Below are 12,232 nucleotides of genomic sequence, written 5' to 3' on the forward strand. Positions count from 1 at the left end.
CCTTGTGTTAAATTGATGCAAATTAACGCCGTATGGCACGTAACGCCAACTTTTTGAAGTGGCGGATTCTGCTAGAATCAGCAAATATTTTTACAATTTGATCAGCGCTAAATACTGCTTCACAACAAGGAATGCAAATGAAGAAATTGCTCCCCATCCTTATCGGCCTGAGCCTGTCGGGGTTCAGTACTTTGAGCCAGGCAGAAAACCTGATGCAGGTTTATCAGCAAGCACGCCTGAGCAACCCGGAATTGCGTAAATCCGCCGCCGATCGCGATGCTGCATTCGAAAAAATTAACGAAGCGCGTAGCCCATTACTGCCGCAACTGGGTTTAGGTGCCGATTACACCTACAGCAATGGCTACCGTGATGCAAATGGCGTCAACTCCAACGCAACCAGCGCGTCATTACAATTGACTCAGACGCTGTTCGACATGTCTAAATGGCGCGCCCTGACGCTGCAAGAAAAATCAGCCGGCATCCAGGACGTAACGTATCAGACCGATCAGCAAACGCTGATCCTGAATACCGCTACCGCTTATTTTAAAGTATTGAACGCGATTGACGTGCTGTCTTACACTCAGGCGCAAAAAGATGCGGTCTATCGTCAGTTAGATCAGACCACACAGCGTTTTAACGTTGGCCTGGTCGCCATCACTGACGTGCAAAACGCCCGTTCACAATACGATACCGTGCTGGCGAACGAAGTTACCGCGCGTAACAATCTGGATAACGCTGTGGAAGAGTTGCGTCAGGTAACCGGTAACTATTATCCGGAACTGGCATCTCTGAACGTTGACGGCTTTAAAACCAACAAACCGCAGGCGGTAAATGCACTGCTGAAAGAAGCAGAAAACCGCAACCTGACGTTATTGCAGGCGCGTTTGAGCCAGGATCTGGCGCGTGAGCAGATTCGTCAGGCGCAGGATGGTCACTTACCGACCCTGGATTTGACTGCCTCTACCGGTGTTTCTGATACCTCTTACAGTGGGTCTAAAACCCGTGGTGCAACTGGTTCCCAGTATGACGACAGCAACATGGGCCAGAACAAAATCGGTCTGAGCTTCTCGCTGCCGCTGTACCAGGGCGGAATGGTTAACTCGCAGGTGAAACAAGCGCAGTACAACTTTGTTGGCGCGAGCGAACAACTGGAAAGCGCGCACCGCAGCGTGGTGCAAACCGTGCGTTCTTCGTTCAACAACATTAATGCTTCCATCAGTAGCATTAACGCGTACAAACAAGCGGTTGTCTCTGCCCAAAGCTCTTTAGATGCAATGGAAGCCGGCTATTCCGTAGGTACCCGTACCATCGTGGATGTATTGGATGCCACCACCACGCTGTACAACGCTAAGCAACAGCTGGCTAATGCGCGTTATACCTATCTTATTAATCAGCTTAACGTCAAATCTGCGCTCGGTACGCTGAACGAGCAGGATCTGGTGGCGCTGAACAATACGCTGGGTAAACCGATCCCAACTTCTCCGGATAGCGTAGCACCGCAAAATCCGCAGCAAGATGCCGCGGTGAATGACTTTAACAGCACGGGCAATATGCCTGCGGCTCAGCCAACGGCCGCACGTTCAACCAGCAGCAACGGCAACAACCCGTTCCGTAACTGATGCTGATGACGGGGCTTCGGCCCCGTCTGAACGTAAGACAACGTAAAGATCCGCCTCTTCTTCCGCATTCTCGCCTCTTCCCGCTTCAATTTCGACCAGTCATCCTCTATTCTGAGCAGAGTTACCACTGGGTCCTGGAAGACATAAATGAAACGGACAAAATCTATACATCACGCCTCGTTCCGCAAAAGCTGGAGCGCACGCCACCTGACTCCTGTCGCTTTGGCAGTTACCGCTGTGTTTATGCTCGCGGGCTGTGAAAAGAGTGACGAAACGGTTTCGCTTTATCAGAACGCGGACGACTGCTCTGCAGCTAATCCGGGTAAAAGCGCCGAATGTACCACCGCGTTTAACAATGCGCTGAAAGAAGCTGAACGCACCGCGCCAAAATACGCCACTCGCGAAGACTGTATCGCTGAATTTGGCGAAGGCCAGTGCCAGCAGGCACCTGCACAGGCAGGTATGGCGCCGACCGGTGAAGGTCAGGCTCAGGCGCAGAATCAAAGCAGCGGCAGCTTCTGGATGCCGCTGATGGCCGGTTATATGATGGGCCGCATGATGGGTGGCGGTATGGGTGCTCAGCAGCCGCTGTTCAGCTCGAAAAATCCGGCCAGCCCGGCATACGGCAAATATACGGATGCAGGCGGCAAAAACTACGGCGCAGCAACGCCGGGTCGCACCATGACCGTACCGAAAACCGCCATGGCGCCGAAACCGGCCACCACCTCTACCGTAACCCGCGGTGGATTTGGCGAATCTGTGGCTAAACAGAGCACCATGCAGCGTAGCGCAAGCGGTACCACCACACGTTCAATGGGCGGCTGACCGTCATGGAAAGAGTCAGTATTGTTGAGCGCCCGGACTGGCGCGATAAAGCCACCGAATACGGTTTCAACTTTCACACGATGTACGGCGAGCCGTACTGGTGTGAAGACGCGTACTACAAGCTCACGCTTGCTCAGGTCGAAAAGCTGGAAGAGGTCACCGCAGAGCTGCATCAGATGTGCCTCAAAGTGGTGGAACGGGTCATCGCCAGCGATGAGCTGATGACGAAGTTTCGCATTCCGAAGCATACCTGGGGCTTTGTCCGCCAGTCCTGGCAGACACAGCAACCGTCGCTCTACTCGCGCCTCGATCTGGCGTGGGACGGTACGGGTGAGCCTAAGCTTTTAGAAAACAACGCCGATACGCCAACCTCACTGTACGAAGCCGCGTTTTTCCAGTGGATCTGGCTGGAAGATCAGCTCAATGCAGGCAATCTGCCGGAAGGCAGCGATCAGTTCAATAGTTTGCAGGAAAAACTGATCGAGCGTTTCACCGAGCTGCGTGAGCAGTATGGTTTTCAACTGCTACATCTGACCTGCTGTCGCGATACGGTGGAAGATCGCGGTACGATCCAGTATCTGCAGGATTGCGCTGCCGAAGCTGAAATCGCCACTGAATTCCTCTATGTCGAAGATATCGGTCTTGGTGAAAAAGGCCAGTTCACGGATATGCAGGATCAGGTCATTGCTAACCTGTTCAAGCTGTATCCGTGGGAATTCATGCTGCGTGAAATGTTCTCCACCAAGCTGGAAGATGCCGGTGTTCGCTGGCTGGAACCAGCCTGGAAGAGCATCATCTCCAACAAAGCGCTGTTACCGCTGTTGTGGGAAATGTTCCCTGATCATCCGAACCTGCTGCCTGCGTATTTCGCCGAAGATGACTATCCGCAGATGGAAAAATTCGTCGTCAAGCCGATCTTCTCGCGTGAAGGCGCTAACGTTTCCATTATCGAAAACGGTAAAACGATCGAAGCAGTGGAAGGACCGTACGGTGAAGAAGGTATGATCGTCCAGCAGTTCCATCAGCTACCGAAGTTTGGCGACAGCTATATGCTGATCGGCAGCTGGCTGATCAACGATCAACCTGCGGGTATCGGCATTCGCGAAGACCGCGCGTTGATCACGCAGGATCTCTCGCGTTTCTATCCGCATATTTTTGTCGAATGATTGAGAGTGCCGGGTAGCGGCTCCGCCTTACCCGGCCTTCAGCATGAACTTAATGCCCGATAAGCGTAGCGCCAGCGGGCATACTTCATCCGACCTGAACCGACAACATGCTCAAACTTCCCATCTCAATCCCATCAACAGGAATAGTCACCGGCTCTTTGCCATCCCACGCGCCTAATACATACAGCAGCGGCAGATAGTGATCCGGCGTCGGGTTTGATAACGATCCACCTTCATGATCGAGATAGTTCACCAGTGGGTGCTGTTCAACCGGTCCCTGCCATGTCAGGTTTGCCTTAACATAATCATTGAATGAGGTTGCCCATGGATACGGCGTGTTTTCACCGTGCCAACGCGCAGTACGCAAGTTATGTACCACGTTACCGCTGGCTACCAGCATAATACCCTCATCACGCAGCGCCGCCAGCTTGCGACCCATCTCAAAATGCCAGGCTGCGGGTTTAGTGCTGTCAATGCTCAGTTGCACCATCGGAATATCCGCATTCGGGTACATCTTGATCAGCACGCCCCATGAACCGTGGTCAAAGCCCCACGCCTCTTTATCTAAAGTAACGGGCACCGGTGCCAGCAGGTCAACCAGATGCTGTGCCAGTTCAGGTGAACCGGGAGCCGGGTAATGCGTGTCATACAGCGCCTGCGGAAAACCGCCAAAATCGTGGATCGTTTTAGGCGCTTCCATCGCCGTCACGCCCGTGCCACGGGTGAACCAATGCGCCGAGACAACCACAATGGCTTTCGGACGCGGCAACGTTTCCCCCAGTTGCTGCCAGGCACGGGTATAAACGTTATCTTCCAGAACATTCATCGGGCTACCATGGCCCAAAAACAATGCTGGCATACGAGTTGAAGACATGATGATATCCTTACTGAGGGAGTCATTTTGATACCACCACAATACGCTTATTCGGTTGATGAAGAACTCAGATAACCATGATGAAGATCATCAGTTATTTTGACGATCTAATCCGCAAAGCAGATTGATAAGGAGTTTTATTTGTCGATGTCAGTACCTTTACTTCTGACTTTACTGGCAGGTGCCGCCACGTTTATCGGCGCATTTCTCGGCGTGTTAGGGCAAAAGCCCTCCAACCGCGTTCTCGCCTTTTCTTTAGGCTTCGCCGCCGGGATTATGTTACTGATCTCACTGATGGAGATGCTACCAGCTGCGCTGGCCGCTGTAGGCATGTCACCGGTATTAGGCTACGGAATGTTCATCGTTGGCTTACTGGGCTACTTTGGCCTGGACCGTCTATTGCCGCACGCGCACCCTCAGGATCTGGTACAGAAAACAACGCAGCCTCTGCCCGGCTCTATTAAACGAACCGCAATTTTATTAACGCTCGGCATCAGCCTGCACAACTTTCCGGAAGGGATCGCAACGTTTGTTACCGCCAGCAGCAACCTCGAGCTGGGCTTTGGTATTGCCCTTGCCGTCGCATTACACAATATTCCTGAAGGATTAGCCGTTGCGGGTCCGGTCTATGCCGCTACAGGCTCCAAACGTACGGCGATATTCTGGGCCGGGATCTCGGGCATGGCGGAAATACTGGGCGGCGTACTGGCGTGGTTAATTCTGGGGAGCTTAATCTCACCGGTGGTGATGGCGGCAATAATGGCGGCAGTTGCAGGTATTATGGTGGCGCTGTCCGTCGATGAACTCATGCCGTTGGCAAAAGAGATCGACCCGAATAATAATCCCAGTTATGGGGTACTTTGCGGCATGTCGGTGATGGGGTTAAGTCTCGTCATCCTCCAGTCCATGGGAATCGGCTAATTCATAGGGCGGATGCCACCCTGCTAATTTACAGCATCCGCTCATCCATAGCAGAACGTGAAGGACTATTCCTGTTCCTTAACCGCGCTGTTATCCTCGCCAGAATGACGAAAGAGTTTGTTTCGCGCCTCGAGTAATGCATCCCGATCTTGCCGAAATGCCCGACAATAACGCTTCATATGGCAATAATAACCAACCGCAACGAGTGCAATTAATACAATCCAGTACCAGGCAATAAACATTCTTTTACCCTTAAAATTTAACATCATTAAACATTTAACGTTAAAATTTTACACAACCTTATTCTGACATACTCCTATAGTGGCATATTCCTCAAACAAATATATGATTTCGATCATATAAACCAGCAGCTATGCCAATAGCCAACGGCGTTACAAAAAATAGACCAATATTGATAAACCCATACTTCACAGTAATAAATAAACCCTTAATCCAGGGTACACATACCATTCAAATATATAAAAATATTAGCACGTTAAATAATACACTCTGTCAAAACTAATGCGCCTGTCATCAAATTAGTTTTATCAATATGGTTTTGATTTCATCGACATCATAAGAACATGATAAAAATGGTATTTGCGAACGAATAACCTGCAACCAGATTGTTGCTATTGGTTATGAGCGCTGACTGGGGAGTGGGAGGTGGTCAAAGCCAAACAAACTGCAGAGTAAACCAAGGCAGAGGTCTGTAATCAGACTTCTGCTTTTCTCACAATAGCTATACAATTCAAGTGTTAGTGCTTCTTCGAGTTAAAAACATTTCACATATATATCCCCCTAACACCAACGATAATTTTTCCATATTGATATATTCTGATTTTCAGAAACATAGTGCATCCAACTCACATTTTTAAAAAAATGTCTTTCTGCCCTTAATACAAGAAAACATAATAAACCATCACACATTCCGATTCTTAATACCAAAGCAAATATAATATTTATATTATATATGATTATTTAATTGGTAGCGCGTCAAATTCTGAATTCAGTACGAGCACGAACATTCTGGGAATATCTGATGATATAATTTTTTAAAAGGCCTCGTGCCTTAACTTGTATATCAAGGATATTTTCATCACTAAAGGAATGTATATGAAATCAGCAAATAAGGCGCTGTTAGCACTGGCCATCACCGCACTAACCTCCGGCTATGCCTTCGCCGATGTTGATGGCGGTAGCGGCAAAATCACCTTCACCGGTACTATCATCAATGCCCCATGCGCTATCCTGCCTGAAGATATTGATAAGCAGGTCGAACTGGGTGAAGTACCTGCCTCCTACATTAATGCTAACGGGCATTCTGATGCGGTAGATTCCAGCCTGCATTTAATCAACTGCGACCTGCCAAACTCAGACAACGGTAGCGGCGTAGCCGTGAGCAAAGTCGATGTCACCTTCAACAGCGACAGCGTTACAACGGAAGACACCAGCCTGCTAAGCAACACTTTCGCCAGCGGCGCGCAGAATGTTGGTGTACGTTTGCTCGATAAAACGAGTGCCAATATTACTCTGGGTACCGCAAAGACCATTGATTTAAGCGCAGGTTCTGCGACCCAAATTCTGCCCTTTATGGCCTATATGCAAAAAGTGGGCGCAACGGATGTCACCGTGGGCGCCGTCGCCGCAACGGCAACCTACAGACTTACCTATAAGTAAGCACGCAATGGTGGCCGGATGGCCACCATCTAACACTTGCATCGACTGGGTATAGGTAAGGATTGCCATGAATACCTGCAAGATTGCGGCCTGTGGATGTGGGTTGCTGTTGTCATTTTCCGCTCAGGCTGTCGAATTCAACCTGAACGTACTGGATAAATCCATGCGCAACAGTGTGGATCTCTCTTTGCTGAAAGAAGATTCCGCAATAGCTCCCGGAAGCTATTTTGTTACCGTTGCCGTAAATAAAAATCAAATCTCCTCAGGTCGTCAGATAAGCTGGGAAAAACAGGGGGAGAGCGTCGCCGCTTGTATTCCATCTGAACTCGCCGGGCAACTGGGATTAAAAGAAAATATTTTAGGTTCACTGCCTGTACAGCACGAGTGTGTCGATTTCACTGAATACTCTGATATCACCTTTACCTTAGATATGGCGAATCAACGTCTGGATATCAGTATTCCTCAGTCGCTATTGGCCTGGAAATCAGAAAGCTGGATGCCGCCCTCAACCTGGGATCACGGCGTGAACGGTCTGCTGTTCGACTACAACCTGTTTGCCAGCACCTACCGTCCCAACGCAGGTGGAAGTACAGAAAACCTAAACTCCTATGGCACCGCGGGCCTGAACATGGGCGCATGGCGCTTACGTAGCGATTATCAGGTCAGCCAAAACCGCAGCGACGAAAGCACCGAAACAACGCGGAGTATTTCACGCACCTATCTTTTTCGTCCTCTCCCTTCGCTGGGCGCCAAACTCACTCTGGGAGAGACAGATTTAAGCTCCAATATCTTTGATGGCTTTTCTTATAATGGCGCGGCTATGGCGAGCGACGACCGTATGCTGCCATGGGAATTACGTGGCTACGCCCCACAAATCAGCGGGATCGCGCAAACCAATGCCACCGTCACCGTTAGCCACTCCGGTCGCTTGATTTATCAAACAAAAGTGGCCCCGGGCCCCTTTGTCATTACCGATCTTAATCAATCCGTACAGGGAACGCTGGACGTAAAAATCACCGAAGAAGATGGCCGCACCAACACGTTTCAGGTTTCTGCCGCCTCCACGCCTTTTCTGACTCGTGAAGGACAGGTCCGTTATAAAATCGCGGCGGGTCGTGCCCGCCCGGACATCTCGCATCACGTAATTGATGATACCTTCGTCAGCGGCGAAGCCTCATGGGGCATGTTATCCAATACCTCGCTGTATGGCGGGATCCTCGCGGCAGGCAGCGATTACCGCTCTGCGGCGTTAGGAATTGGGCAGAACATGCTGTGGCTGGGGGCCGTGTCCTTTGATGTTACGCATTCCAGCAGTACGTTCGATGACGGCCATGAAGAAAGTGGCCTCAGCTATCGACTGAACTACAGTAAACGCTTTGATGCGACCAACAGTCAGGTTTCACTCGCGGCATATCGTTTCTCCGAGCGCGAATTTCATAGCTATGCCAACTTTGTCGCCCATCAATTCAATAATGCGGATACTCAGGACGAGAAGCAGACCGTAAGCATCTCTTTCAACCAGCCGATCGATCCGCTGCGGATGAACCTGTACGTCAGCGCACTGCGCCAGCAATGGTGGGATGGTGACAGCTCCACTACCGCGTCGGTGACCGCCGGTTTTAATTTCGATCTCGGTGACTGGAAAGGCTTATCGCTGTCGACATCCTTCAGTACAACGCACTACGAGGAGAGTGATAACGACAAGCAGGTTTACGTTTCGCTCTCCGTTCCTTTCGACTATGGTCGACGGTTGAATTACGACATGCGTAATAGCAGCAACACTACCAATACACTCTCGTGGAATGACTCCTCCGATCCACACAACACCTGGGGCGTATCAGCAGGAACCGCGACCGACAGGCCGAACAACGGCGCGCAGTTCAGGGGAAATTACCAACATACCACCCCTGCAGGAGAACTGCAGTTCTCCGGAAGCTATGCCGCCAGCGACTACACCTCTGCCAGCGCCAGTTGGAACGGCTCAATGACCGCAACGGGCAACGGCATCGCGTTACATCGCCGCAGCTTTGGCAATGAACCCAGAGTCATGGTCGGGGCCGACGGCGTTGCCGACATTCCTGTGCAGGGCGACAGCAACCGTACAAACCATTTTGGCTATGCCGTTGTGCCGATGATTTCCAGTTATCAGCCCTCAACCATCGCCGTCAATATGAACGATCTGCCTGACGGCGTTACCGTTGATGAAACGATCACCTGTCAGACCTGGACCGAAGGCGCCATTGGCTACAAATCACTGGTATCACGCTCAGGCAAAAATATTACCGTCGCTATCAGAATGGAAAATGGCGACTTCCCGCCACTCGGCGCGATCGTACGTCAAATTGAAAACAACTCAGAAGTAGGAATGGTCAGCGAAGATGGTCATGCCTGGCTTGGCGGTGTCGACAGTGGACAGCAGTTTACGGTGATGTGGGGTGACAAACAGACTTGCACCATCACTTTGCCAGACGCGCTGGATATCTCCACCCAGTATCTGATTTTACCTTGTCATTAATTAAGGATGAAAAATGGCATTATTCAAAGGATTACCAATTGTATTACTCGCCTTATCGCTCACCAGCCAGGCGGCAATTCAGCCTGACAGAACGCGGATTATCTTCAACGGCAACGATAAGGCCAGCAGTCTGAAAATTGAAAACCAGAGCAAGCAGTTACCTTATCTTGCTTACTCGTGGATTGAAGATGAAAAAGGTAATAAGGATGACTCTTTTTTAGTCGCCCTGCCCCCAATACAGCGGTTAAACCCTGGGGCAATTTCGCAGGTGAGAATTGTTAAGCAAGATAAAGCACGCTCGCTTCCTCAGGATCGGGAATCACTGTTTTACTTTAATGTTAGGGAAATTCCACCTGCACCAGAAAATAAAGGCAACAATGCCATCGTGCAGATGGCGCTGCAATCCCAGTTGAAATTATTCTGGCGTCCAGCGGCTTTGAAGAAAAAGCCGGGTAGTGAAGTTGAACTTCAGCTCAAAGTTAGCCAACAGGGAAATACGCTGTTGGTTAATAATCCTACCGCCTACTACATTACGTTGGCTTTTTTTGGCAAAGACAGCAAAAGCCAATTGTCAGGCTTTAGCAGTAAAATGATTGCCCCTTTTTCCTCTGTTACATTAAATGCCGGCGGTTATAACGGAAATGCGTTCGCACTGGGATATATGGATGATTATGGCGGACTGCGCATGCTGAACGTGAAATGCCATGGTCAATGCGATCTTATCGTGCCGGAGGCCAGAAAATGATCCGCACGCTACGGTTATTTCTGCTGTTAATATTCATCGCGCTCCCTTTTCGTTCAGCGCTGGCGGTTCACTGCTATCTGGGAGCCACCGGTGGTCCTGTTGAAGGTTATACCGCTATCGAGCCGTTTGCAGTCCCTAACAACGCCAAACCCGGGGACAAAATCTGGGAAAGCAACGATATAAAAATCCCCGTCTACTGCGATAACGCAACCTCCGAAAATGCTTATAGCAGCGAAAACGTCTACGCTTGGGTCAACCCCTACACCTCAGTCAACGATACCTATTATCAACTTGGCGTCACCTATGAAGGCGTTGATTATGACGCCACGCAAGGTGCGGTCAATATTGATACACATCAGTGCATTGATAATCAGAAGCTTAAGATCTATACCCCCGCGCAAATCAAAGCCAGCGGTTGGGAACATTATCTCTGTTCAGGTAATGCAGAAGATACGCACTATTCAAGAACGTTCATTGCCCGCATGCGCCTGTACGTAAAAGTGATTTCGATGCCCCCCCACGACTACGCCAGTAGCATCGGTGATTATATTCTGGTGCAGTTTGATGGTGTTGGCGGGATTAACGTCAGCCCGGATGCCTCGAACCTGAAATATCACGTCACCGGCTTAGATCAAATTCGCGTGCTGGACTGTAGCGTGAAATTCAATATTTTCCCGGAAAATCAGACTATTGATTTTGGCACCTTCAATAATATGGAGATTAACGCCAAAACGCTGACAAAAGCGTTCTCGATTAAAACAACCAAGAATCTGAATTCTGACAGTGGATGTACCGATACGTTTAAGGTTTCATCATCATTCTATACCACAGAAGAATTGGCAGAAAATGACACATCCTTAAGAATCGGCAATGGTTTACAATTAAAAATACGCAATACGGAAGATAATACGCTCTCAACCTATAACGCCTACTCTGAGTATGCTGAATTCGATACAGAATTACTGACCAGAGAGAAAAGTTATCAGGCTGAATTAAGCCAGGTGACTGGCGATACCGTAAAGACTGGCCCTTTCGAAACGGTAGTATTATTTAAAATTAACTACAACTAAGCGCAAAAAGCCGATGACATTGCATCGGCTTTTTGCTGTTTTACCCGTTCGTCTTGCGATTAGCTGGCTTTGCGCTCATGCGCCTGACGGTAGGCCACCAGATCTTCGATAGTAACCACCGCCATATTATGCTTGCCGGCAAATTCGATGCATTCTGGCGCACGCGCCATGGTGCCATCGTCGTTAGTCAGTTCGCACAGCACGCCTGCCGGTTTAAACCCTGCCAGCGTCATCAGGTCGATGGTTGCTTCAGTATGACCACCGCGAGTCAACACGCCGCCTGCCTGAGCACGCAGCGGGAAAACGTGCCCCGGACGGTTAAGATCGGAAGGTTTGGCGCCATCCTTAATTGCCGCACGCACCGTAGTCACACGGTCCGCAGCGGAAACACCGGTGGTCACGCCCTCTGCTGCTTCAATGGTCACGGTAAAACCGGTACCGTAGGCGCTGGTGTTATTTTCCACCATCATTGGCAGATCGAGCTGTTTGCGTCGGTCTTCAGTGATGCACAGGCATACAATACCGCTGCCGTGGCGGATGGTCAGCGCCATCTGTTCAACGGTCATGGTTTCTGCCGGGAAAATCATATCGCCTTCGTTTTCACGATCTTCGTCGTCAAGCACCATCACACCGCGTCCTTCACGCAGCGCAGACAGCGCATGTTCAACACGTTCGAAAGGCGTACCAAAAGAGGAAAGTAGCGTCTGATTCATGGTAAAAAAACCTCACTAAAATTATGGTTACCAGAATCAGGGCAGTCTTAGGAGTACCGTCTAAGCGGCAAAAAAATAACGTGAGCGGGTCCATGCCCGACTGG

At 50.0% G+C, this 12,232-nt stretch carries 10 protein-coding genes; 8 read left to right on the top strand and 2 right to left on the bottom strand.

The window, feature by feature from the left end; translation table 11 throughout:
- Window positions 1-137: 137 nt before the first annotated feature.
- The 3 genes from tolC (at window position 138) to LA337_19835 (ending at window position 3,610) form a co-directional block, all read left to right on the top strand.
- Window positions 138-1,619, top strand: coding sequence for an outer membrane channel protein TolC (gene tolC, locus LA337_19825; protein UBI15385.1), 1,482 nt, complete (start codon window positions 138-140; stop codon window positions 1,617-1,619).
- A gap of 147 nt (window positions 1,620-1,766) precedes the next feature.
- Window positions 1,767-2,444 (top strand): DUF1190 family protein, encoded by a 678-nt coding sequence (locus LA337_19830; GenBank protein ID UBI15386.1) that lies wholly within the window; start codon window positions 1,767-1,769, stop codon window positions 2,442-2,444.
- A gap of 5 nt (window positions 2,445-2,449) precedes the next feature.
- Window positions 2,450-3,610 carry a glutathionylspermidine synthase family protein gene (locus tag LA337_19835; protein UBI15387.1) on the top strand — a complete coding sequence of 387 codons (1,161 nt, stop codon included), beginning with the start codon at window positions 2,450-2,452 and terminating at the stop codon, window positions 3,608-3,610.
- 85 nt (window positions 3,611-3,695) lie between these two features.
- Here LA337_19835 and ygiD read toward each other — a convergent pair whose 3' ends face one another.
- The gene (gene ygiD, locus LA337_19840) at window positions 3,696-4,484 is read right to left on the bottom strand and encodes a 4,5-DOPA dioxygenase extradiol (protein UBI15388.1); all 789 of its coding nucleotides are present in this window, start codon (window positions 4,482-4,484) and stop codon (window positions 3,696-3,698) included.
- 147 nt (window positions 4,485-4,631) lie between these two features.
- On the opposite strand from ygiD, the gene zupT reads away from it, so the two are divergent.
- From zupT to LA337_19865, 5 genes are all read left to right on the top strand, one after another.
- Complete coding sequence (gene zupT, locus LA337_19845; GenBank protein UBI15389.1) at window positions 4,632-5,405, top strand: zinc transporter ZupT; 774 nt, start codon at window positions 4,632-4,634, stop codon at window positions 5,403-5,405.
- A 1,116-nt stretch (window positions 5,406-6,521) separates the two neighbouring features.
- Window positions 6,522-7,085, top strand: coding sequence for a fimbrial protein (locus LA337_19850; protein UBI15390.1), 564 nt, complete (start codon window positions 6,522-6,524; stop codon window positions 7,083-7,085).
- Window positions 7,086-7,152: 67 nt separating this feature from the next.
- Window positions 7,153-9,600, top strand: coding sequence for a fimbrial biogenesis outer membrane usher protein (locus tag LA337_19855; GenBank protein UBI15391.1), 2,448 nt, complete (start codon window positions 7,153-7,155; stop codon window positions 9,598-9,600).
- A gap of 13 nt (window positions 9,601-9,613) precedes the next feature.
- Window positions 9,614-10,345 (top strand): molecular chaperone, encoded by a 732-nt coding sequence (locus LA337_19860; protein ID UBI15392.1) that lies wholly within the window; start codon window positions 9,614-9,616, stop codon window positions 10,343-10,345.
- Window positions 10,342-11,415, top strand: coding sequence for a fimbrial protein (locus LA337_19865; GenBank protein UBI15393.1), 1,074 nt, complete (start codon window positions 10,342-10,344; stop codon window positions 11,413-11,415). Before LA337_19860 ends, LA337_19865 begins: the two co-directional genes overlap by 4 nt.
- A gap of 59 nt (window positions 11,416-11,474) precedes the next feature.
- Here LA337_19865 and ribB read toward each other — a convergent pair whose 3' ends face one another.
- Complete coding sequence (gene ribB / locus LA337_19870; GenBank protein UBI15394.1) at window positions 11,475-12,128, bottom strand: 3,4-dihydroxy-2-butanone-4-phosphate synthase; 654 nt, start codon at window positions 12,126-12,128, stop codon at window positions 11,475-11,477.
- Window positions 12,129-12,232 lie beyond the last annotated feature (104 nt).

This window comes from Citrobacter europaeus, assembly GCA_020099315.1.
In the GTDB taxonomy this organism is placed as follows: Bacteria; Pseudomonadota; Gammaproteobacteria; order Enterobacterales; family Enterobacteriaceae; genus Citrobacter; species Citrobacter europaeus.